The sequence below is a fragment of the Streptomyces sp. NPDC041814 genome (assembly GCF_055590565.1).
On sequence record NZ_JBVJAM010000006.1, the window covers coordinates 42787 to 65399 of the forward strand.

The 22613-nt window shown below is 71.7% G+C and carries 16 protein-coding genes; 6 read left to right on the forward strand and 10 right to left on the reverse strand.

The window, feature by feature from the left end:
- The first annotated feature begins 11 nt into the window (after positions 1-11).
- The 4 genes from nuoL (at position 12) to recQ (ending at position 7383) form a co-directional block, all read left to right on the forward strand.
- Complete coding sequence (gene nuoL, locus ACZ6C6_RS16800; protein ID WP_469203430.1) at positions 12-1958, forward strand: NADH-quinone oxidoreductase subunit L; 1947 nt, start codon at positions 12-14, stop codon at positions 1956-1958.
- A 4-nt stretch (positions 1959-1962) separates the two neighbouring features.
- Positions 1963-3534 (forward strand): NADH-quinone oxidoreductase subunit M, encoded by a 1572-nt coding sequence (locus tag ACZ6C6_RS16805; RefSeq protein WP_469203432.1) that lies wholly within the window; start codon positions 1963-1965, stop codon positions 3532-3534.
- On the forward strand, positions 3531-5195 hold the full coding sequence (nuoN, locus tag ACZ6C6_RS16810; RefSeq protein WP_469203434.1) for an NADH-quinone oxidoreductase subunit NuoN: 1665 nt from the start codon (positions 3531-3533) through the stop codon (positions 5193-5195). The genes ACZ6C6_RS16805 and nuoN overlap by 4 nt, the downstream gene beginning before the upstream one ends.
- Before the next feature lie 142 nt (positions 5196-5337).
- A complete protein-coding gene (recQ, locus tag ACZ6C6_RS16815) occupies positions 5338-7383 on the forward strand; it encodes a DNA helicase RecQ (RefSeq protein WP_469203436.1) in 2046 nt (681 codons plus the stop codon).
- A gap of 21 nt (positions 7384-7404) precedes the next feature.
- Here the strand turns inward: recQ and ACZ6C6_RS16820 are convergent, their stop codons facing one another.
- The 10 genes from ACZ6C6_RS16820 to ACZ6C6_RS16865 form a co-directional block, all read right to left on the reverse strand.
- Entirely contained in the window at positions 7405-8013 is a 609-nt protein-coding gene (locus ACZ6C6_RS16820; RefSeq protein ID WP_469203438.1) for a Uma2 family endonuclease, read from the reverse strand.
- A gap of 85 nt (positions 8014-8098) precedes the next feature.
- On the reverse strand, positions 8099-10819 hold the full coding sequence (locus ACZ6C6_RS16825; protein WP_469203441.1) for a fumarate reductase/succinate dehydrogenase flavoprotein subunit: 2721 nt from the start codon (positions 10817-10819) through the stop codon (positions 8099-8101).
- Positions 10820-10830: 11 nt separating this feature from the next.
- On the reverse strand, positions 10831-11577 hold the full coding sequence (locus ACZ6C6_RS16830) for an ABC transporter ATP-binding protein (RefSeq protein ID WP_469203442.1): 747 nt from the start codon (positions 11575-11577) through the stop codon (positions 10831-10833).
- On the reverse strand, positions 11574-12434 hold the full coding sequence (locus ACZ6C6_RS16835; RefSeq protein ID WP_469203444.1) for an ABC transporter permease: 861 nt from the start codon (positions 12432-12434) through the stop codon (positions 11574-11576). Before ACZ6C6_RS16835 ends, ACZ6C6_RS16830 begins: the two co-directional genes overlap by 4 nt.
- Complete coding sequence (locus ACZ6C6_RS16840) at positions 12431-13798, reverse strand: ABC transporter substrate-binding protein (protein ID WP_469203446.1); 1368 nt, start codon at positions 13796-13798, stop codon at positions 12431-12433. The genes ACZ6C6_RS16835 and ACZ6C6_RS16840 overlap by 4 nt, the downstream gene beginning before the upstream one ends.
- 15 nt (positions 13799-13813) lie before the next feature.
- On the reverse strand, positions 13814-14041 hold the full coding sequence (locus ACZ6C6_RS16845) for a 4Fe-4S dicluster domain-containing protein (protein WP_018101329.1): 228 nt from the start codon (positions 14039-14041) through the stop codon (positions 13814-13816).
- Between the two features lie 42 nt (positions 14042-14083).
- Positions 14084-14854, reverse strand: a complete 771-nt coding sequence (locus tag ACZ6C6_RS16850; protein WP_469203448.1) for a GntR family transcriptional regulator — start codon at positions 14852-14854, stop codon at positions 14084-14086.
- A 166-nt stretch (positions 14855-15020) separates the two neighbouring features.
- Positions 15021-16253, reverse strand: a complete 1233-nt coding sequence (gene fahA / locus ACZ6C6_RS16855; RefSeq protein WP_469203450.1) for a fumarylacetoacetase — start codon at positions 16251-16253, stop codon at positions 15021-15023.
- A gap of 161 nt (positions 16254-16414) precedes the next feature.
- A complete protein-coding gene (locus ACZ6C6_RS16860; protein ID WP_469203452.1) occupies positions 16415-18409 on the reverse strand; it encodes a CocE/NonD family hydrolase in 1995 nt (664 codons plus the stop codon).
- 9 nt (positions 18410-18418) lie between these two features.
- Positions 18419-19918, reverse strand: coding sequence for a peptide MFS transporter (locus ACZ6C6_RS16865; RefSeq protein ID WP_469203454.1), 1500 nt, complete (start codon positions 19916-19918; stop codon positions 18419-18421).
- Between the two features lie 156 nt (positions 19919-20074).
- Between ACZ6C6_RS16865 and ACZ6C6_RS16870 the strand changes: the two genes are divergently transcribed.
- Together ACZ6C6_RS16870 and ACZ6C6_RS16875 are read left to right on the forward strand one after the other, a co-directional pair.
- Positions 20075-21085, forward strand: coding sequence for a polyprenyl synthetase family protein (locus ACZ6C6_RS16870; protein ID WP_469203456.1), 1011 nt, complete (start codon positions 20075-20077; stop codon positions 21083-21085).
- Positions 21086-21313: 228 nt separating this feature from the next.
- Positions 21314-22552 carry a LolA family protein gene (locus ACZ6C6_RS16875; RefSeq protein ID WP_469203457.1) on the forward strand — a complete coding sequence of 413 codons (1239 nt, stop codon included), beginning with the start codon at positions 21314-21316 and terminating at the stop codon, positions 22550-22552.
- Positions 22553-22613: the final 61 nt, after the last annotated feature.

The window sequence follows — 22613 nt, forward strand, 5'->3', positions numbered from 1 at the left end:
GCGTTTGCACTGTGGAGAACCTGATTGCGCTGCTCGTCGCGGCGCCCCTGCTCGGAGCGGCGGTGCTGCTGTGCGGCGGCCGCCGCCTCGACCACGCCGGGCACTGGCTCGGCACCCTGCTCGCCGCCGCCTCGTTCGTCGTGGCCGTGGTGCTCTTCACCGACATGCTGGGGAAGGGCGCCGAGGACCGGGCGCTGCACCAGAAGCTGTTCAGCTGGATCCCGGTCGAGGGCTTCCAGGCCGATGTGGCCTTCCAGCTCGACCAGCTGTCGATGACCTTCGTCCTGCTGATCACCGGTGTGGGCACGCTGATCCACATCTACTCGATCGGCTACATGGAGCACGACGAGCGCCGGCGCCGCTTCTTCGGCTACCTGAACCTGTTCCTGGCGGCGATGCTGATCCTGGTCATCGCCGACAACTACCTGCTGCTGTACGTCGGCTGGGAGGGCGTCGGCCTCGCCTCGTACCTGCTCATCGGCTTCTGGCAGCACAAGCCCAGCGCGGCGACCGCCGCGAAGAAGGCGTTCCTGGTCAACCGCGTCGGCGACATGGGCCTGTCGATCGCGATCATGCTGATGTTCACCACCTTCGGCACGTTCGCGTACGGCCCCGTCCTGGAGGCGACCGGCGAGACGAGCGAGGGCAAGCTGACGGCGATCGGCCTGATGCTGCTGCTCGCCGCCTGCGGCAAGTCCGCCCAGGTGCCGTTGCAGTCCTGGCTCGGCGACGCGATGGAGGGCCCGACCCCGGTATCCGCCCTCATCCACGCCGCGACCATGGTCACCGCCGGTGTCTACCTGATCGTCCGCTCCGGTGCGATCTTCAACGCCGCGCCGGACGCCCAGATGGTCGTCGTGGTGGTCGGCGCGGTCACGCTGCTGTTCGGTGCGATCGTCGGTTGCGCGAAGGACGACATCAAGAAGGCCCTCGCCGGCTCCACGATGTCGCAGATCGGCTACATGATCCTGGCCGCCGGGCTCGGCCCCATCGGCTACGTCTTCGCGATCATGCACCTGGTGACGCACGGCTTCTTCAAGGCCGGGCTCTTCCTCGGCGCCGGGTCGGTCATGCACGGCATGAACGACGAGGTGGACATGCGGAAGTTCGGCGGCCTGCGGAAGTACATGCCGGTCACCTTCATCACCTTCGGCCTCGGCTATCTCGCCATCATCGGCTTCCCCGGCCTCTCCGGCTTCTTCTCCAAGGACAAGATCATCGAGGCGGCGTTCGCCAAGGGCGGCACCGAGGGCTGGATCCTCGGCTCGGTGGCCCTGCTCGGCGCCGCGATCACCGCGTTCTACATGACGCGCGTGATGCTGATGACCTTCTTCGGCGAGGAGCGCTGGCGCCGCACGGCGACGCCGTCGCCGGACGCGCCGGACGTCGAGCCCGCCGCCGAGACGCGCGGCGAGCACGCGGAGCCCCACCCGCACGAGTCCCCGAAATCCATGACGATCCCGATGATCGTGCTGGCCTTCGGCTCGGTCTTCGCCGGTGGCTTCTTCTCGATCGGCGACCGCTTCCTGCACTGGCTGGAGCCCGTCACCGGCCACGACCACGGAGACGCCCCGATCGGCGCGTCCACCGTCACCGCGGCCACCATGGTGGCGCTCGTCATCGGGGTCGCCATCGCCTGGGCGATGTACGGCCGCAAGCCGGTGCCGGTGGCCGCCCCGCGCGGCTCGCTGGTCACCCGGGCCGCGCGCCGCGATCTCCTCCAGGACGACTTCAACCACGTGGTCCTGGTCCGCGGCGGCGAGCACCTGACCCGCTCCCTGGTCTACGTCGACCACACCCTGGTCGACGGCGTCGTCAACGGCACGGCCGCTTCCATGGGCGGGCTCTCCGGCCGGCTGCGCAAGCTGCAGAACGGCTACGCCCGCTCCTACGCGGTCTCGATGTTCGGCGGTACGGCGGTTCTCATCGCCGCGACCCTGCTGATGAGGGCGGTCTGATCACATGTCCTTTCCCCTCCTGACAGCGACGGCGGCGCTCCCGGCGATCGGCGCGGTGGCCACGGCCGCCGTCCCGGCCGCCCGGCGCACCGCCGCCAAATGGCTGGCGCTGGTCGTCTCGCTGGCCACGCTCGTCCTGGCGGGCATCGCGCTCGCCCGCTTCGAGCCCGGCGGCGACCGCTTCCAGCTCACCGAATCGCACGCCTGGATCAAGGACTTCGGCGTCCGCTACGAACTGGGCGTCGACGGCATCGGCGTGGCGCTCATGGCGCTCACCGCCCTGCTGATCCCGTTCGTCATCCTGGCCGGCTGGCACGACGCCGACCCGCTGGAGACCAGCTCCTCCCGGTGGCGTCCCACCCAGGGCTTCTTCGCCCTGATCCTGATGGTCGAAGCGATGGTGATCCTCTCCTTCGAGGCCACCGACGTCTTCCTCTTCTACATCCTGTTCGAAGCCATGCTCATCCCGATGTACTTCCTCATCGGCGGTTTCGGGGACCGGGCGCACACCGGCAGCGACGAGAACGCGGCGGCGCAGCGCTCGTACGCCGCCGTGAAGTTCCTCCTCTACAACCTGGTCGGCGGCCTCATCATGCTGGCCGCGGTGATCGGCCTGTACGTGGTCGCGGGCTCGTTCTCGCTCTCCGAGATCGCCGAGGCCCGGGCCAACGGCACGTTCTCCATGGCGACCGGCACGGAGCGGTGGCTGTTCCTCGGGTTCTTCTTCGCCTTCGCGGTGAAGGCCCCGCTGTGGCCGCTGCACACCTGGCTGCCCAACGCCATGGGCGAGGCGACCGCGCCGGTCGCCGTGCTGATCACCGCCGTGGTCGACAAGGTCGGCACGTTCGCGATGCTCCGCTTCTGCCTCCAGCTCTTCCCGGAGGCCAGCAAGTGGGCGACGCCGGTGATCCTGGTCCTGGCGCTGATCAGCATCGTGTACGGAGCGCTGCTCGCGGTCGGCCAGCGCGACATCAAGCGGCTGATCGCCTACGCGTCCATCTCGCACTTCGGCTTCATCATCCTGGGCATCTTCGCGATGACCAGCCAGGGCCAGTCGGGCGCGACGCTGTACATGGTCAACCACGGCATCTCGACGGCCGCGCTGATGCTGGTGGCGGGCTTCCTGATCAGCCGGCGCGGCTCGCGCCTCATCGCCGACTACGGCGGGGTGCAGAAGGTGGCCCCGGTCCTGGCCGGCACCTTCCTGATCGGCGGCCTGGCCACGCTGTCGCTGCCGGGGCTCGCCCCGTTCGTCAGCGAGTTCCTGGTCCTGGTCGGCGCCTTCGCCGCGTATCCGGCGGTCGGCATCATCGCCACCACCGGCATCGTGCTCGCCGCGATCTACGTCCTCGTCCTCTACCAGCGCACCATGACCGGTCCGGTCAAGGCCGAGGTGCAGGGCATGGCGGACCTCAAGGTCCGTGAGCTCGTGGTGGTCGTCCCGCTGATCGCGCTGCTGCTCTTCCTGGGTGTCTACCCGAAGCCGCTGACGGACATCGTCAACCCGGCGGTGCGGCACACCATGTCGGACGTACAGAAGAAGGACCCCCAGCCCGAGGTGGAGGCCGCCAAGTGAGCGCAACAGCTGTCCACAGCCTGTGGACGACGGCGGGCGGGGTGACAACCGCCGCACCGGACGAGAAGTTCACGGCCCCGGTCATCGAGTACACCCAGCTGACCCCGGTCCTGATCGTGATCGGCGTCGCCGTCGTCGGTGTCCTGGTCGAGGCATTCGTGCCGCGCCGGGCCCGGTACCACACGCAGGTCTTCCTGACCGTCGTCGCGCTGGTCGCCGCGTTCGCCGCGGTGGTCGGCCTCGCGGCGGGCGGTTACGGGACGACCAAGGCGCACATCGCCGCGATGGGGGCCATCGCGGTCGACGGACCGTCCCTGTTCCTCCAGGGCGTCATCCTGCTGACGTCCCTGGTCGCGGTCTTCACGTTCGCCGAGCGGAGGCTCGACCCCGAGTCCCACGGGAACAGGGTCGACTCCTTCGCCGCGCAGGCCGCGTCCGTGCCCGGCAGCGACAGCGAGAAGGCCGCGGTCAAGGCCGGGTTCACCACCACCGAGGTCTTCCCGCTCGTCCTCTTCTCGGTGGCCGGCATGCTGGTCTTCCCGGCGGCCAACGACCTGCTGACGCTGTTCGTGGCCCTGGAGGTCTTCTCCCTCCCGCTCTACCTCCTGTGCGCCGTCGCCCGCCGCAAGCGGCTGATGTCGCAGGAGTCGGCCGTGAAGTACTTCCTGCTCGGCGCGTTCTCCTCGGCGTTCCTGCTGTTCGGGATCGCCCTGCTCTACGGATACGCGGGCTCCGTCTCGTACGCGCAGATCGCGACCGTGGTCGACGGCACGATCCAGAAGATCGACCCGGCGCTCGCCGACACCATGGGCAACGACGCGCTGCTGCTCATCGGCGGCGCGATGATCCTGACCGGTCTGCTCTTCAAGGTCGGCGCCGTCCCGTTCCACATGTGGACCCCGGACGTCTACCAGGGCGCCCCGACCCCGGTCACCGGCTTCATGGCCGCCGCCACGAAGGTCGCCGCGTTCGGCGCGCTGCTGCGCCTGCTGTACGTGGTGCTGCCCGGGCTCACCTGGGACCTGCGGCCGGTCATGTGGGGCGTCGCGATCGTCACGATGGTGGGCGGCGCGGTCGTCGCGATCACGCAGACCGACATCAAGCGGCTGCTGGCGTACTCCTCGATCGCGCACGCCGGGTTCATCCTGGCCGGTGTGATCGCGGCCACCCCCGACGGCATCTCGTCCGTCCTCTTCTACCTCGGCACGTACTCCTTCGTGACGGTCGGCGCGTTCGCCGTCGTCACGCTCGTGCGGGACGCGGGCGGCGAGGCGACGCACCTGTCGAAGTGGGCCGGGCTCGGCCGTCGCTCTCCCCTGGTCGCCGCGGTCTTCGCGGTGTTCCTGCTGGCCTTCGCCGGTATCCCGCTGACCTCGGGCTTCTCCGGGAAGTTCGCGGTGTTCAAGGCGGCGGCGGACGGCGGCGCGGGCGGCCTGGTCGTGGTCGGTGTGATCTCCTCGGCGATCGCCGCGTTCTTCTACATCCGGGTCATCGTGCTGATGTTCTTCAGCGAGCCGAAGGCGGACGGCCCCACGGTCGCCGTCCCGTCCCCGCTGACGATGACCACCATCGCGATCGGCGTGGCCGTGACCGTGGTCCTGGGTGTGGCCCCGCAGTACTTCCTGGACCTGGCCGGCCAGGCGGGGACGTTCGTGAGGTAGCCGGAAGCGGTTGTACGGCAACGCCGGACGGGCTTGGCCTTCCCTCGGGAAGTCAAGCCCGTCCGGCGTTGTCACAGGCGGCGCCTATCGTGGCAGGGGAGAGCGCTGGGACGCAGCGGGACCGGTATCGGGGGACAGAGCGATGAACGGGACGGGCGTGACGGGCATGACCACGGATGTGAGCACGGGCGGGACCGCCGCCACGGACGAGAGCGAGGCGCGGCGCACCCTGCACCGCGTCTTCGGTTACGAGACGTTCCGCGGCGAGCAGGAGGCGATCGTCGACCACGTGGTGGCCGGCGGGGACGCCGTCGTGCTCATGCCCACCGGTGGCGGCAAGTCCCTCTGCTACCAGATCCCGGCCCTGGTCCGGCGGGGCACCGGCGTCGTGATCTCCCCGCTGATCGCCCTCATGCAGGACCAGGTCGACGCGTTGCGGGCGCTCGGCGTGCGGGCCGGCTTCATCAACTCCACGCAGGACTTCGACGAGCGCCGCTCGATGGAGGCCCAGTTCGTCGCGGGCGAGCTGGACCTCCTGTATCTGGCCCCGGAGCGGCTGCGGCTGGACTCCACGCTGGCCCTGCTGGCCCGGGGCGAGGTCTCCGTCTTCGCGATCGACGAGGCGCACTGCGTCGCCCAGTGGGGCCACGACTTCCGCCCCGACTACCTCGCCCTGTCCGTGCTCGGCGAGCGCTGGCCGGACGTGCCGCGCATCGCCCTGACGGCCACGGCGACGGACGCCACGCACCGCGAGATCACCCAGCGGCTCGGCATGCCCGACGCCAAGCACTTCGTGGCCAGTTTCGACCGGCCCAACATCCAGTACCGGATCGTCGGCAAGGCGGACCCGAAGAAGCAGCTGCTCGCCTTCCTCAAGGAGGAGCACGCCGGGGACGCGGGCATCGTCTACTGCCTGTCCCGCGCGTCCACGGAGAAGACCGCCGAATTCCTCTGCCGCAACGGCATCGAGGCCGTCCCCTACCACGCGGGGCTCGACGCCGGGACGCGCGCGGCCCACCAGTCCCGCTTCCTGCGCGAGGAGGGCCTGGTCGTCGTCGCGACGATCGCCTTCGGCATGGGCATCGACAAGCCGGACGTCCGCTTCGTCGCCCACCTGGACCTCCCGAAGTCCGTCGAGGGCTACTACCAGGAGACCGGCCGGGCCGGCCGCGACGGCGCCCCGTCCACGGCGTGGATGGCGTACGGCCTCCAGGACGTCGTCCAGCAGCGCAAGCTGATCCAGGGCGGCGAGGGCGACGAGGCCTTCCGCCGCCGGGCCGCCTCGCACCTGGACTCGATGCTCGCCCTGTGCGAGACGGCCCAGTGCCGCCGCGCCCAGCTCCTCACGTACTTCGGCCAGGAGCCCACGGCCACGGCCTGCGGCAACTGCGACACCTGCCTCACCCCGCCGGAGACCTGGGACGGCACGGTGTCCGCCCAGAAGCTGCTGTCCGCGGTGGTGCGGCTGAAGCGGGAGCGCGGCCAGAAGTTCGGCGCGGGCCAGATCATCGACATCCTGCTCGGCCGCCGCACGGCCAAGGTCATCCAGTTCGACCACGACCAGCTGTCGGTCTTCGGCATCGGCGAGGACCTGAGCGAGGCGGAGTGGCGCGGAGTGGTCCGCCAGCTCCTGGCCCAGGGCCTGCTGGCCGTCGAGGGCGAGTACGGCACGCTGGTCCTCACGGAGACGAGCGGCGAGGTCCTGGGCCGCGAGCGGGAGGTCCAGCTCCGCAAGGAGCCGAAGAAGCCGACGGCCTCCCGGGCGTCCTCGGCCCGGGGCGAGCGCAAGCCGAAGGCGGCCCCCGCCGACCTCCCCGAGACGGCCGTCCCCGTCTTCGAGGCCCTGCGCGCCTGGCGGGCCGCCCAGGCCAAGGAGCTGGGCCTCCCGGCCTACGTGATCTTCCACGACGCCACCCTCCGCGAGATCGCCACGCTCCGCCCGACGACGCTGGGGGAGCTGGGCGGCATCAGCGGCTTGGGCGAGAAGAAGCTCGCGACGTACGGGGAGGGCGTCCTGGAGGTCCTGGCCGGCCTCGAAACGGCCGCCCCGGCGGTTGCGGAACCCCCGGCCGCCCCGACCCCGACCCCGGCCCCGGCCCCGGTCACAGCCGCCAAGCCCACCCCGGCCCCCGCCGCCCACGACGACGCCGAATTCGGCTGGGACGAGGAGCCCCCCGAGTACGAGTGAGCGCGTCCGGGCGCGGCGGACCTACTGCGGGTCCGCCGTCCGGCGCCGCGGGCTGATCGCGGTGAGGTCCAGATCGACCGGGAAGGGTACGGACACCTTCATCCGGTCGTGGAAGATGCCGGTGGAGGTATAGGCGCCGGTTGCGGGTTCCAGCTCGAAGACATAGACCACGGCACGGCCGTCGTGGTTCTCCACCCGCCAGAAGTGCGGGATCTTCACCCGGGCGTACTTCATCGGCTTGGTCTCCCGGTCCCGCGACCGTGACTCCGGCGACACGACCTCGATGGCCAGCCGGACGGATTCGGCGGGGAAACGGGTCTGACTCGGGTCCTGGACGATATCGCCGTCCACCACGATCACGTCGGGCTCGGGCCGGTTGTAGCGGTCGATGTCGATCGTGAACTCACGCACGACTTCCAGGTCGGGCGGTGCCAGCGACTGCAACTGCCAGTTGAAGAAGTCAACCGCCCGAGAATGGAACAGGCTCTGCGGACTCACGAAAACAAGGCTCCCGTCGATCAGCTCCGTATGCGGAGGCAGATTCGGGAGTGTGTCCAGGTCATCGGCGGTCCAGCCGCCCTCGGGCGGGACCGCCCACCGCGGCTCGGGGGCCTCGGGTTCGATGCTCATCAGTGCTCCCATGGACGGAGTCTCGCGGGAGCTTTCAGCGTATCCGCCGGGAACCAGAAGCGGTTCCCCTGGACGTGTGAACGACTCACGCGCCCTTGACCGCCACCCTCCGCCCCGCGTAAGCCCGCACATCCGCGTCCGGGTCCGAAACCGCCCCGGCCAGCGCCTCCCGTGCCCCCGGCGCGTCCCCGTGACGCAGCAGCGCCAGGACCGCCGCCTTGCGGACGTCCGCGTTCGGGTCCGCCAGCGCACCGGTCAGGGGGCCCACCGCACGGGCCGGGCCCGCCGAGGCCAGCCCCTTCGCCGCGCCCGCGCGGACCTGCCAGGCCGGGTCCGTCAGGGCGGCGACCGCGCGGGCGGCGTACGGCTCCGGGCAGCCCGTCTCCGCCAGCGCGCCCAGGGCCGCCGCGCGGACCAGCGCGTCCGGGTCGTCGAGCAGCGGGGCGAGCGGGGCCGGGGCGGGGGAGCGGACGGCGGCCAGGCCCTTCGCCACCGCGACCCGGACCTCGCGGGCCGGGTCGTCCGCCGCGCGGGACAGCCCGTCCACCGCGTCCACCGAGACCAGTGCCCGTACGGTCTCCACGCGCACGTCGAGGTCCGGGTCGCCCAGCGTGCCCGCGTACAGCTCCGCGTCGCCCAGCTTCAGCGCCCGCAACGTGTCCAGTGCGGCGGCGCGGACCACCGCGTCGGCCGAGGAGAGCCCGGCGACCAGCGGGGTGCGCAGCGCCGGGGACGGTGGCAGGACCTCGACCAGTTCGCGCAGGGACGCCGCGACGGCCGTGCGCACGGCGGCGGACGGGTCGCCCAGGGCCGTGGCCAGCACGGGGCCCGCGCCCGGCGGGGTGGACTCCGTGAGCGCGGCGACGGCGGCCCGGCGGACGGCGGGGTCCGGGTCGTCCAGGTACGGGGCGAGCGACGCCAGCTCCGGTTCGCCCTCGCTCAGGGCCAGCAGTTCCAGGATGCGTGGAGAGGTGGAGACGGCGGCTTCGGAAGCACCGGGCGCCGCCATCCGTACCGACACCGACACCGGTGCCGCCTCCCGTGCCCCCGCCGTCCCCACCCCCACCGGCTCCACTGCGCCGATCCGCCGGCTCGGCCCCCCGGCCGGGGCGAAGCCCTCCACCGGGACCAGGTACGGCGCCACCGGGCGCGCCGTGAACTCCATCGCCCCGGAAGCCGACTTGTGCACGTCCAGGTGGTGGAACCAGTCCGCGTCGTCCCGCTCCGGGTGGTCCGTGCGCTCGTGGTAGAGCCCCCAGCGGGACTCCGTGCGGGCGAGCGAGGAGCGCGCGGCCATCTCCGCGCAGTCGCGGATGAACGACACCTCCGCGCACCGCATCAGCTCGTGCGGGGTCTTCGCGCCCATCTCCGCGAGGTCCGTCCGCATCCGCTCGAAGGATTCCAGGGCGATCGACAGCCGGGCCCCGGACTTCGGCGGAGCCACGTAATCGTTCACGAAGCGGCGCAGCTTGTACTCGACCTGGGGCTGCGGCGGTCCGTCCGGATTGCGCAGCGGGCGGTAGATCAGCTCGTGTGCGTCCCGCAGCTGGTCGGCCGGCAACTCGCCCTCGTACGCCGTGAAACGGGCCGCGTCCTCGCCCGCCAGGTCGCCGAAAACGAACGCGCCGATCATGTAGTTGTGCGGCACGCACGCCAGGTCACCGGCCGCGTAGAGCCGGTCGACCGTGGTGCGGGCGTGGTCGTCGACGCGGACGCCGGACGCCGAGTGGCCGCCGCAGAGGCCGATCTCGGAGATGTGCATCTCGATGTCGTGGGTGCGGTAGTCGTGACCGCGCCCCGCGTGGAACGTGCCGCGCGTGGGGCGTTCCGTGGAGTGCAGGATCGTCTCCAGCGCGCTGACGGACTCCTCCGGCAGATGGCTGAGCTTGAGGTAGACCGGACCCCGGTCGGAGGCGACCTCCGCCGCGAACTCCGCCATCATCTGCCCCGACCAGTAGTCGGAGTCCACGAACCGCTCGCCGTGCCGGTTGACCTGGTAGCCGCCGAACGGATTGGCGACGTACGCGCAGGCCGGGCCGTTGTAGTCCTTGATCAGCGGGTTGATCTGGAAGCACTCGATGCCGGTCAGCTCGGCGCCCGCGTGGTACGCCATGGCGTAGCCGTCGCCCGCGTTGGTCGGATTCTCGTACGTACCGTAGAGGTAGCCGGAGGCCGGCAGGCCGAGGCGGCCGCAGGCGCCCGTCGCGAGGATCACGGCGCCCGCGCGGACGGTGACGAACTGCCCGGTGCGGGTGTTGAATCCGGCCGCGCCGATCGCGCGGCCGTCGTCGCCGGTGAGCACGCGCACGGGCATGACCCGGTTCTCGATGCGGATGCGCTCCCGCATCTCGCGCCGCCGCAGCTGCCGGTAGAGGACCTTCTTGACGTCCTTGCCTTCGGGCATCGGCAGGACGTACGAGCCGGAGCGGTGGACCTGCCGGACCGCGTACTCGCCGTGCTCGTCCTTCTCGAACTTCACCCCGTACGACTCCAGGCGCCGGACCATGCCGAAGCCCCGGACTGCGGTCTGCCGGACAGTCGACTGGTCCACGATGCCGTCGTTGGCGCGGGTGATCTCCGCGACGTAGTCGTCGGGTTCGGCGCGGCCCGGGATCACCGCGTTGTTGACGCCGTCCATGCCCATGGCGAGCGCGCCGGAATGGCGCACGTGCGCCTTCTCCAGGAGGAGGACGGAGGCGCCGTGCTCGGCGGCGGTGAGGGCCGCCATCGTGCCGGCCGTACCGCCGCCGACCACCAGCACGTCGCAGGAGAGTTCCTCGGCGTCCGCGAGGGCGGGGATCTGCACGGGGGTGCCTTTCAGGAGAGAGGGGTGAGGGATTCCAGGACCTCGCGGCGCAGCGCGACCGTCGCCGGATCGGTGTGGGCGGCCCGTTCGCGCGGGCGTGGCACCGGCAGCACCCGGCCGCCCGGCAGCAGGGCCACCCGGTCGCCGAGGAACAGTGCCTCGTCCACGTCGTGCGTCACGAACACCACCGTGGCGCCGCTGCCCCGGAGCACATCGACCAGGAGCTGCTGCATACCGGCCCTGGTCTGGGCGTCCAGCGCCCCGAATGGCTCGTCCATCAGGACCGCCCGGGGCCCCGCCGCGAGCGCCCGGGCCAGCTGCACGCGCTGGCGCTGCCCGCCGGAGACGCGGTGCGGCAGCTTCCCCGCGTGCTCGGCCAGCCCGACCCGGGCCAGCCACTCCCCGGCCCGGGCCCGCCGTTCGGTGCGTCCCACGCCCCGGATGGCCAGGGGCAGTTCGACGTTGGCCCGGACCGTGCGCCAGGGCAGCAGCGCGTCGTCCTGGAAGACGAGGGCCCGTTCGGCGCGGGGCCCGGTGACGGGCGCGCCGTCCTCCGTGACCTCGCCGCCGAGCGGGGGGAGCAGCCCGGCCAGGGTCCGCAGCAGCGTGGACTTGCCGCAGCCGGACGGGCCGACGACGGCCAGGATCTCGCCGGGCACGACATCGAGGTCGATGCCGTCGAGGACGGGCGCCCCGGCCCGGCCGAGCGTGGCGCCGCGCAACGCGAGCCGCAACCCTTGAGTCGTGTCAGCCGTCATGAGCGCACCCGTTCCTGTGCCGTGCGGATCGAGGGGGCGGCGGTCGACGCCGTGGCGGGGCGGCGGCGCGCGGGGGAGGCCGGGCGGCTCTCCGCGCGCGGCAGCCAGCGGGTCAGCCGGCGCCCCAGCAGCTCCACCGCGGTGGAGGTGAGCCAGCCGAGCAGGCCGATGGTGGCCATGCCGACGAAGACCCCGGGGTAGTCCACGACCGTGTAGTCCTGCCAGGTCCGGTAGCCCACCCCGTACTCGCCGGAGATCATCTCGGCGGAGATCACGCAGATCCACGACACCCCGATCCCGACGGACAGGCCGCCGAGGATGCCGGGGAGCGCGCCGGGCAGCACCACGGACCACAGCACGCGCCGTCGTCCGCCGCCCATGGTCAGGACGGCCTCCTCCCACACCGGGGTCAGCGCCCGCACCGCGTGCCGGGTGGAGACCAGGACCGGGAAGAACGCGGCCGTGCACGTGATGAAGACGATGCCCTGCTCGTTGCTCGGGAAGAGCAGGATCGCGACCGGGACCAGCGCGATGGCCGGGACGGGGCGCAGCACTTCGAGGACCGGGCCCAGCAGATCGGCGGCGATCCGGGAGCGGGCCACGGCCGTGCCGACGGTGACCCCGAGGACGGCGGCCAGCGCGAAGCCGGTGACGATCCGGGTCAGGCTGTCGGTCAGGTCCTGCCAGTACACGTCACCGGAGACCCGGTCCGCGAACGCGCGGCCGACCTCGGTCACCGTCGGGAACTGCTCGAAGCGCAGCCACAGATTGATGTCGTACGCGGTCAGCGCCTGCCACAGCCCGACCACCGCGACCAGCGAGAGCACCCGCCGCACGGCGGACCAGCGCCCGGTCATGACGCGGACCCGGCGCGTTTCAGCGCGGTGGCGTACGGCACGGTCCGGGCGCCGGGGTGCGCCGCCACAGCGGCGCGGGCCGCCGACTCGGTGACGTAGGGCCGCAGCTCCGGGCCGTCCGCGACCCAGACCGCGCGGTCCGCGAACCACAGCGTGCCGGTCTTCGCGTCGGGGACGTACGCCACCCGGACCGCGTCCCGGTGGGCGGCCACGTACCGCAGCACCTCGGCGGAGGTGGCGAAGGCCGTGGTGGCGTCCTTGCCCTTCAGCCACACCTCTCCGCCGCGCCGGGCGGGCGGCTCCGCGGCGAGGGCCTTCGCATAGCCGGAGCCGTACACCCGCTTGACGTACCGGTCGTCCACGAAGGCGTCCACGTCCACGTCACCGACGAGTTTCGCCGAGGCCAGCACCGGGACGTCCTTCTTCAGAGCGGCGACGAGCGCGGGCTTCAGCGTGGTGTCGAAGGTGGCGATGCCCTGGGAGCCGTTGTAGAGGTGGACGACCTCCGCCGGGAGCCCGGTGGCCTTCGCGACGGACTCCGAGGCGGCGACGGGGTGCTCGTGGAGATAGTCCGTCGCCCGGCCCTGGGCGCGCAGGAAGTCCTCCACCACGGCGGACCGCTTCTCGGCGAAGTCCTCGCGGACGGTGACGCCGTGGAAGGTCGGCAGGTTCAGCTCGGCGCCGTCGTACAGCGCCTTGGCCCGGCCCTGGAAGGCGAGCAGCCCCGGCCAGGCCACGAACTGCGACAACGCGTCCGCGCTGCCCGCCTGGAGCGCCGAAGCTCCCACGGCGGGTTGCTGGTTGAGCTTGCGGATGTCCTTCTCGGGGTCGAGCCCGGCCTGTTGCAGGGCGCGTACGAGGGTGCCGTCGGCGGCCGATCCGACGCTCGTGGAGACCTTCTTGCCACGCAGGTCGGTGAGCGTGCGGAGCCGCGACTCCGGCCCGGTGACCACGGTGTTGAGGCCGCCCGACAGGTTGTAGCCGGTGACCGAGACGAGCCGGGTGGGGCGCTTCAGCTGGACGCCCCGGGCCGCGTTGATCAGCAGCGGGAAGTCACCCATCGAGCCGATGTCGATCTTTCCGGCGGTCATCTGGGCGGTGATCGGGGCGCCGGTGGCGTAGTCCTGCCACTCCACCTTGTACGTGACACCGTCCCGCTCGCCGCGCTTGCGCAGCTCGTCCTCGAAATAGCCGAGGGATCGCAGCAGGGTGCCGGCGGTGACGGTGTTGATGGTCCTGGACTGGTAGCCGACGGTCACCGTGACCGTACCGCTGTCGTCCGCGCTCGCCCCGCCGCCGCAGCCCGTGGTGAGCGTGAGGAGCAGCGCGGCACCGGCCAGGGCGCCGGGTGCTGTGCGTCGCATGGGAGTCGGGACCTTTCAGCGCAGGAGATAGGGCATGTTGACGGTGACCGCCCCGGTGGGGCAGCGGGCGGCGCACGGGCCGCAGTACCAGCACTCGTCCACGTGCATGTACGCCTTGCCGCTGTCCTGGTGGATGGCCAGGGAGTCGAGCGGGCACATGTCGACGCACAGGGTGCATCCGTCGATGCACTTGGACTCGTCGATGGTCACGGGCACGTCGGCCCGCTGGGGCGCCAGAGGCATGGCGGGGCTCCAGGGAAGGGTTTCGAAAGAGGCGGGCAGGGCTCAACAGGCCCGGTGCAGACAGCCGCTCATGCTGATGCGGTCGCCGCGGAAGCGGATGAACTCCAGGTCCACGGGCCGGCCGTCGGCGAGCCGGGTCAGCCGCTCCAGCATCAGGACGGCGGATCCGCGCGGGACCTCCAGGACGGCGGCGGAGTGCGCGTCGGCGTTGACGGCCTCCAGGGTGATGTCGGCGTCGCCCAGCCGCTGCCCGGTCAGGGACTCCAGCAGCCGGAACACGTCGGTGTTCTCCAGGTCGGCGCCGAGCAGCCCGGCGCCGACGTCCATCGGGACATACGTGAGGTCGAGGGAGAGCGGCAGCCCGTTCAGCAGGCGGCGGCGCTCGATGTAGAGCACGTCGGTGTGCTCGGCGAGCCCGAGCCGCCGGGCGACCGGGGCCGGGGCGGGGACGGGCCCGACGGTACGGACCTCGTTGGTGACCCGGCCGTGCTCGCGCAGGGTCTCCGCCAGACCCTGGAGCCGGTCGAGCGCGTGCGGGTACTTCTCGGCGACGACGACCGTGCCGACGCCCGGCTGCCGCTCGACCACACCCTCGCCGCGCAGCAGGTCGAGGGCCTGGCGCACGGTGTTCCGCGAGACGCGGTAGTCGCGCCCGATGGTGTCCTCGTACGGCAGGACACCGCCGGGGAACGCGCCCGTGCGCACCTGGTGGCGCAGCAGGTCGGCGAGGAGCCGGGCGCCGTCCGCACGCAGCCGGCGCCGGCGGGCGGCGGCGACGGGCACGGTGTGCTCGCGGGTGCGTTCGGCTGGCATGCGGTGGACCATACCGACGGGGTACGGGAGTTGGTGTTGCCGCAGTGTTGCGCCATCAACGGACCTCGGCGGGACGCCCGTGACCTGCGGTGACGCAGGCGGGCGGGGGAAGATCCGCCACCTGCGGGTCCGCCATGCGGACCGCGTCCGGCCGCCTTCGCCCGGGTCAGCGCGTCGGCACGACCCGCCCCGAGACCTCGCCCAGACCCACCCGGGTGCCGTGCGGCCCCGGCGCCCAGGCCGTGATCGTCACCGTGTCGCCGTCCTCCAGGAACGTCCGCTTGCCCTCGGGCAGTTCCAGCGGGTCGCGGCCGTTCCAGGTCAGCTCCAGGAGGCAGCCGCGCTGGGACGGCTCCGCGCCGCTGACGGTGCCGGAGGCGTAGAGGTCGCCGGTGCGCAGCGAGGCGCCGTTGACCGTCATCTGGGCGAGCTGCTGGGCGGCCGTCCAGTACATCGTGGAGAACGGCGGCTCCGCGACGACGTGCCCGTTGATCGCGACGGAGACCCGCAGGTCGTAGCCGCCGGGCTCGTCCTCGTCCGCGTCGTCCAGATAGGGGAGCAGCGGGAGGTCGCGGGCGGGCGGTGCGGTGCGGGCGGCGTCCAGCGCCTCCAGCGGGGTGACCCAGGCGGAGACGGAGGTCGCGAAGGACTTGCCGAGGAACGGGCCGAGCGGGACGTACTCCCACGCCTGGATGTCGCGCGCCGACCAGTCGTTGAGCAGCGAGAGCCCGAAGACGTGCTCGCGGAAGTCCGTGAGGGCGACGGGCTTGCCCTGCTCGGACGGGGTGCCGACGACGAAGCCGACCTCCGCCTCGATGTCGAGCTTCACGGACGGGCCGAAGACGGGCGCAGGATCGGCGGGGCCCTTGCGCTGGCCCGCCGGGCGGACCACGTCGGTGCCGGAGACCACGACGGTCCCGGCGCGGCCGTGGTAACCGATCGGCAGGTGCTTCCAGTTGGGGGTGAGCGGCGCGTCCGCGTCCGGCCGGAAGATCCGGCCCACGTTCGTGGCGTGGTGCTCGCTCGCGTAGAAGTCGACGTAGTCCGCGACCTGGTAGGGCAGGTGCAGCGTGACCGCGTCCAGCGGGTGCAGGAGCGGCTCCATGTCCGCGCGGTGGGCGGGGACCGTGACCCACGCGGTCAGTGCCCGGCGCACATCGCGCCAGGCGGTGCGCCCGGCCGCGAGCAGGGCCGTCAGGTCGGGCTGGGCCAGCAGCCGGGCGTACGGCGAGCCGAGGGCGAGCGCGGCGGCCCCGGCGTCCAGGACGTGGTCGCCGACGCGGACGCCGACGCGCCGCTCGCCCGGGCGGTCGGGGGCGGAGAACACGCCGTAGGGCAGGTTGTGCGGGCCGAAGGGGTCGTCCTCGGGCACATCGAGCGGACTGCTCAGCTCGGGCATCGTTCGCTGCCTCGCTTTCCGGGTCGCTTGGGGTCAACGTTACGACCTCACCCGCGATTGTCAGCGGGGTCGCGGGTGAGGTCGTTACGTCGGGACGACTGCCGGACGGCAGTGCCCCAACCCTCCCCCGATGCCCCGGAAAGTACGCTTCACATGCGACGTCACCCGGACGTGCGCGGGATGCTCTTCTCCCAGGTCCGGTGGAAGACGACCTCGCCGCCCTCGGTGCAGACGACCTCGTTGACGGTGTGGAAGTCGTCCGCGTCGGCGGTGATCTCGGAGCGGGTGTCGATCTGCACGTCCCAGGCCATTTCCGGCCGGTGCAGCCGGATCGTCCAGTCGGACCGGGTCCGCGCGGAGAGCGGGTCGTCCTCCTGGATGGTGTACTTTTCCACCGCGTCCTCGGTGAACTCCAGCCCGTCCGGGTAGACGCGCGTCCCGCCGTAGCGCGGGTCCACCTCAAGCCGCCACTCGCCCTTCGCGACATCGCGGACGACGAGCCGTTCGGGGCGCGGCGCGTCCAGCGTCTCCGGGTACACCACGCCCAGCGGCTCGGACTGCTCGGGCTCCTCGAAGCGGATGGCGGGGTCCTCGGTGTGCCGCCGCACCGGGAGTTCGACGAGGCTGCCGTCCGCCTCCAGGGTGAAGCCCGCCGAGCCCGCCTGCGGCCAGATCCACGGCCAGTACGAGGACGAGACGGCGAGCCGGATGCGGTGGCCGGGCGGGAAGGTGTGCCCGATGCCGTTCAGCTCGAAGGTGACGTCCTCGGTGGCGCCGGGGGTCCAGTCCTCGGTGCGGTCGCGGCCGCCCCGGGCGGCGAAGTTGAGCGCGCCGCGCGTGACGAGGGTGGAGGAGCCGTCGGGGGCGACGTCGCAGAGCCGGGCGACGACCTGCCCGCGCGGCACGTCCATCCTGACGCGCAGGCTCACCCGGGGTCTGCCCAGGATCTCGATCGGCGCGTCGGCCACCGGGAATTCGAAGCAGAGCGACTTGGCGTCCTCGTCGCGCTGGTCGGGCGGCAGGTCGGCGTCGTTGCCGAAGGGGAAGAAGCGTCCGGCGTCCAGCCCGGTCTGCTGGGGCGAGTGGACGATCTGTGGCCCGCCCTGGAGGGCGTACGCGACCGGGGTGACGTTCTCCGAGGGCCAGCTGGTCTCCCCGACCCAGCGGCCGGGCAGCGTCTCGTAGACCGTGGCGGGCCGGTGCGACTCGCTGATCCAGGACCGCAGCAGCGGCTCCTCCATCACCCCGGTGTCCTCGTCCTTCAGGTGCTGGTCCCACCAGCGCAGGGTCTCCTGGAGGAAGCCGATGCCCGGTCCGGGCGGGAGCCCCCGGTCGGGGTACTGGTGCGACCAGGGGCCGATGATCCCGCGCACCTTCGCCGGGTCCAGGTGCTCGACCAGCCGGAGCACGGTGTCCCGGTACGGGTCGTGCCAGCCGCCGACCGCGAGGACGTTCGCCTTGATGGCGGAGTAGTCCTCGCAGACGCTGCCGTGCTTCCAGTAGGCGTCGCGGGTCTGGTGGGAGAGCCAGGTGTGGATGAAGGGGTCCACCGCTTCGAGCCGGTCCAGCCACATCTGCCGCCAGTCGTCGCCGACGTCCGCCGGGTCGGGCGGACGGCAGACGAAGGCCAGCATGGTCGCCGCCCAGGCGTGCATGTCCACGGCGAGGACCGAGCCGCCCATGTAGTGGACGTCGTTGTCGTAGCGGTCGTCCGCCGAGCAGACCGTGACGATCGCCTTCAGCGGCTCCGGGGCCAGCGCGGCGATCTGGAGCGAGTTGAAGCCGCCCCAGGAGATGCCGAACATGCCGACCCGGCCCGAGCACCACTCCTGCTGGGCCAGCCAGTGCACGACGGCGACCCCGTCGGCGAGCTCCGTCGCGTCGTACTCGTCGCCCGGCATGCCCTCGCTGTTGCCGTGCCCGCGCACGTCCACCCGGACGGAGGCGTAGCCGTGTCCGGCGTACCAGGGGTGGCGCTGCCAGTCGCGCGGCGCGGTCCAGTCGCTCAGCCGGTACGGCAGGTACTCCAGCAGCGCGGGCACGGGTTCGTCCGTGACCGGCCGCCAGATCCGTGCGTAGAGCTGGGTGCCGTCCGCCAGGGGGATGTAGAGGTCCTCGCGGGTCGTCTCGTACGGGAACGCGGTCTGGATGTGCATGGGCGTACCTCAGTGGACGGGGTGCATCGTGCGCCTGAGCCAGGGGGCGGCGGCGATGACGGCCACACCGGCCACCACCGCCACGGCGCCGTTGACACCGAAGTAGGCGGGGTTGGACACCTCGCCGTACAGCTTCACGATCTGGGCCTGGATGCCGTTGGCGAGGGCCAGCGAGAGGAACCAGAGGGCCATGGTCTGGCTGGCGAACGCCTTCGGGGCGAGCTTGGTCGTCGCCGACATGCCTGAGGTCTCCAGCAGGATGTCGCCGAGCCCGAGCAGCAGATAGGAGCCGACGATCCACCAGGCGGCCATCTTGTACGTGTCGCCGGTGTGCCCGGAGGTGGGCAGGACCATCAGCAGGAACGAGAGACCGCCGAGGACGACCCCGATCGCGATCTTGTTGGACGCGTGCGGCTGGCGCGGCCCCATCCTCGCCCAGACGGCGGCGACCACCGGGGCGAGCAGCACCTCGAAGGCGCCCAGCGCGGAGGCGTACCAGCTCGCCGGGAAGTGGAAGCCGAAGATCTCCGTACGGGCGTTGGTCGACGCGAGCAGCATCATCGTCGAGTACGCCTGGAAGAGGATGAAGTTGAACACCACGGACGCCAGGAACAGCACCACGTACGGGCGCAGCCTGCCGCGCTCCTCGGCGGTGACCCGGGGGCTGCGGAACATGACCACGAAGTAGACGACGGGCGCGATCACCGAGATCAGGGTGAGCAGGTCCACGAACCGGTCCATGGTCAGCCACCCCGCCAGGGCCAGCGCGGTCGCGACCGCCGCGACCACGACCGCCCCGGCGGCGATGAGCAGGACCGCCCGGCGCATGGGTCCGGGGGCCAGCGCGTATTCGGCGGCGTGCTTTCGCCCGGCCAGGTGACGGCGGCCCGCCACGTACTGGATGAGACCGAGCGTCATGCCGAAGGCGGCTGCCGAGAAGCCCCAGTGCCAGCTGGCGTGGTCACCGAGCCAGCCGGTGATCAGTGGGCCGAGGAACGCGCCGATGTTGATGCCCATGTAATAGAGGGCGAAGCCCGCGTCCCGGCGCTCGTCGTCCGTGCGGTAGAGCTTGCCGACCATCGTCGCCACATTGGGCTTCAGCAGTCCCGTACCGGCGCTGATCAGGCCGAGGCCGACCCAGGTCATCGCGTCGGTCGGCACCGCCATGGCGTAGTGCCCGCAGGCGATCAGGATGCCGCCGTACAGCACCGCCCGGTACGAGCCCAGGATGCGGTCGGCCAGCCAGCCGCCCGCCACCGAGACCAGATAGACGAGCGTGCCGTACGCGGCGGAGACGGAGGCGGCCGTTCCGGCCTCCATGCCCATGCCGCCGTTGGCGACCGTGTCCGCGAAGTAGAGGACGAGGATCGCCTGCATGCCGAGGAACGAGAACCGCTCCCAGACCTCCAGGCCGGACAGGGTCATCAGACCCCGGGGCTGGCCGAAGAAGGCGTGGTCGTCGGCCGGGGGAGGCTGGGCCGGTTCCGTGTCTGCTGCTGCGTGGGACAAAGCGGCAACTCCTGATCGTATGAGCTGATCCCGAACATACCGGCGGTGGCGGGAAGGCGCCCACGGTGATCCAAAGGGGACCGGATACGCTGACTTGAGTGGTGACAACGACACATCGACATTCCGTGTGATCGTCAGCAGACAGGAGATCCCCTCGTGACCGTCGTCGGGCCGTTCGGACTGAGCGTGCGGGACCAGGCTCTTGAAGCCGGTGTCCAGGCCGGTTTGGCTGCTGTCGAGTCGGGCCTGCTCGATGCCACCAAGAGCGACGTGCCCTTCATCACGGAAGCCGCCCAGCACCTGGTGCGCGCGGGGGGCAAGCGGTTCCGGCCGCTGCTCGCGATGCTCGCCGCCCAGTTCGGCGACGCCGACGCACCCGGCGTGGTGCCCGCGGCCGTCGTGGTCGAGCTGACCCACCTCGCGACGCTGTACCACGACGACGTCATGGACGAGGCCGACGTGCGGCGCGGCGTCGACAGCGCCAATTCCCGCTGGGGCAACTCGGTCGCCGTACTGACCGGCGACTTCCTCTTCGCCCGCGCCTCGCACATCCTGGCCGACCTCGGCCCGGAGGCCGTCCGCATCCAGGCGGAGGCGTTCGAGCGCCTGGTCACCGGTCAGATCCTGGAGACCGCGGGCCCGCGCGACGGCCGCGACCCGGTCGACCACTACCTCGAAGTGATGCGCGGCAAGACCGGCTCCCTGATCGCCGTCGCCTGCCGCTTCGGCGCGCTGATGTCCGGCGCCGACGACGCCGCGGTGGACATCCTCACCCAGTACGGTGAACGGCTCGGCGTGGCCTTCCAGCTCGCCGACGACGTCCTGGACATCGCGTCGGACTCCCACGAGTCCGGCAAGACCCCCGGCACGGACCTCCTGGAGGGCATCCCGACCCTCCCCGTCCTCCACCTCAGGGCGCAGGCCGCGGCGGACGGCAAGCCGGACGACCTGGCCCTCGTGGAACTGCTCGACGGCGACCTCGGCGACCCGGACCGGCTCGCGGAGGCGCTGCGCCTGCTCCGCGCCCACCCGGCGCTGGCCCAGGCCCGCCGCGACACCGTGCGGTACGCCCAGGAGGCGCGGGCCGTGCTGAAGCCGCTGCCGGAGTGCTACGCGAAGCTCGCCCTGGAAGAGATGTGCGACGCGGTGGTCCACCGCGCCGGGTGACGGGCCCGCGATGCCTGTGGGGCACAACCCCTACTGGACGGCGGAGAAATGACCCTCCGCCGTCATACCGAAGAGGTACGCGAGGTTGCTCCCGGGGGCTGACGCTTCGGGCCGCCCGATTTGGTCAGATGGAGAACAACCACTCCTGACCAAAACGGGTGAGAATGGCGGCACGGAGTGGACGAGTGCATCCCGACGGAAGCCGCCGACCACGGAGGTAGGGCACACATGGCACCGAACGACAGCGCGGAGACCAACGGCACGGCCGCCCGAGGGCCCGCCGGCCGCCGCAAGGCCGCGCGTTACATCGTCCCCGTAGCGGTGGCGGGGGTGGCGGCCGCGACCATCGGCCTGGTCCCGGCGCTCGCCAGCTCGGGCGACCCCGATCTGCCGAAGATCACCGCTCAGGAACTCATCGAGAAGATCGCCGCGTCGGACACCGAGCAGTTCTCCGGCACGGTGAAGATCAGCACCGACCTGGGCATCCCGTCCATGGGCGGCCTGGCCGGCTCCTTCCTGTCCGGCGCGGCCGGGGGCGGCGAAGGCGGCAAGGGCACGTCGAGCGCCGACCCGCAGAGCAAGCTCACCGAGCTGGCCTCCGGCACGCACACCCTCCGGGTGGCCGCCGACGGGCCCGACAAGCAGCGCCTGTCCGTCCTGGACAAGGCGTCCGAGTACAGCCTCATCCACAACGGCGACGACGTCTGGGCCTACGACAGCAAGTCCAACGAGGTCTACCACGCGGAGGGCAAGGGCCGGGGCAAGGCGCCGCACGGCAAGGAGCAGGCCGCCCCCGAGGGCGTCCCGACCACGCCGAAGGCGCTCGCCGAGGAGGCCCTGAAGGCCGCCGACGGCACCACGTCCGTCACGGTCGACGGCACCGCGCGGATCGCCGGGCGCGACGCGTACCGCCTGGTCCTGAAGCCCGAGCAGAAGGGCTCCACGGTCGGGTCCGTCACCGTCGCCGTGGACGCGGAGAACGGCGTGCCGCTGAAGTTCACGCTTCAGCCCAGCAGCGGCGGCAAGGCGATCGTCGACGCCGGTTTCACCTCCGTCGACTTCGGGAAGCCCGCCGCCTCCTCGTTCGCCTTCACCCCGCCCAAGGGCGCGAAGGTCACCGAGGCCGACGACGCCAAGGCCAGGAGCCACGAGAAGTCGCGGGGCGACCTGGGCACGTTCGAGGACGCGGAGGGAGCCGTCGCGCCGAAGGTCATCGGCAAGGGCTGGAACAGCATCGCCGAGTTCAAGACCCCCGGCGGCGCGGCCCTGCCGTCCGAGGCGTCGAAGAACGTCCCGGCCGAGGCCCAGCAGTTCCTGGACGCGCTCGGCGACAAGGTCAGCGGAAAGTTCGGCTCGGGCACGGTCTTCAAGACCCGCCTGATCAACGCGCTGATGACGGACGACGGCCGCGTCTACGTGGGCGCGGTCACCAAGGACGCGCTGGTCGCCGCCGCGAACGCGGGCTGACGCCCAGGTGCCCCGCCCGCCCCGCCGTGTGCTTCGCGGCGGGGCGGGCGCGAGCGTACGA

What these genes read in the sequence shown, in the direction of transcription:
- ACZ6C6_RS16850 (WP_469203448.1), bottom strand. Translation starts at nt 14,854, where the DNA reads ATGCCAGCCGAACGCACCCGCGAGCACACCGTGCCCGTCGCCGCCGCC.
- ACZ6C6_RS16840 (WP_469203446.1), bottom strand. Translation starts at nt 13,798, where the DNA reads ATGCGACGCACAGCACCCGGCGCCCTGGCCGGTGCCGCGCTGCTCCTC.
- ACZ6C6_RS16830 (WP_469203442.1), bottom strand. Translation starts at nt 11,577, where the DNA reads ATGACGGCTGACACGACTCAAGGGTTGCGGCTCGCGTTGCGCGGCGCC.
- ACZ6C6_RS16860 (WP_469203452.1), bottom strand. Translation starts at nt 18,409, where the DNA reads ATGCACATCCAGACCGCGTTCCCGTACGAGACGACCCGCGAGGACCTC.
- ACZ6C6_RS16820 (WP_469203438.1), bottom strand. Translation starts at nt 8,013, where the DNA reads ATGAGCATCGAACCCGAGGCCCCCGAGCCGCGGTGGGCGGTCCCGCCC.
- recQ (WP_469203436.1), top strand. Translation starts at nt 5,338, where the DNA reads ATGAACGGGACGGGCGTGACGGGCATGACCACGGATGTGAGCACGGGC.
- fahA (WP_469203450.1), bottom strand. Translation starts at nt 16,253, where the DNA reads ATGCCCGAGCTGAGCAGTCCGCTCGATGTGCCCGAGGACGACCCCTTC.
- ACZ6C6_RS16805 (WP_469203432.1), top strand. Translation starts at nt 1,963, where the DNA reads ATGTCCTTTCCCCTCCTGACAGCGACGGCGGCGCTCCCGGCGATCGGC.
- ACZ6C6_RS16835 (WP_469203444.1), bottom strand. Translation starts at nt 12,434, where the DNA reads ATGACCGGGCGCTGGTCCGCCGTGCGGCGGGTGCTCTCGCTGGTCGCG.
- ACZ6C6_RS16875 (WP_469203457.1), top strand. Translation starts at nt 21,314, where the DNA reads ATGGCACCGAACGACAGCGCGGAGACCAACGGCACGGCCGCCCGAGGG.
- ACZ6C6_RS16845 (WP_018101329.1), bottom strand. Translation starts at nt 14,041, where the DNA reads ATGCCTCTGGCGCCCCAGCGGGCCGACGTGCCCGTGACCATCGACGAG.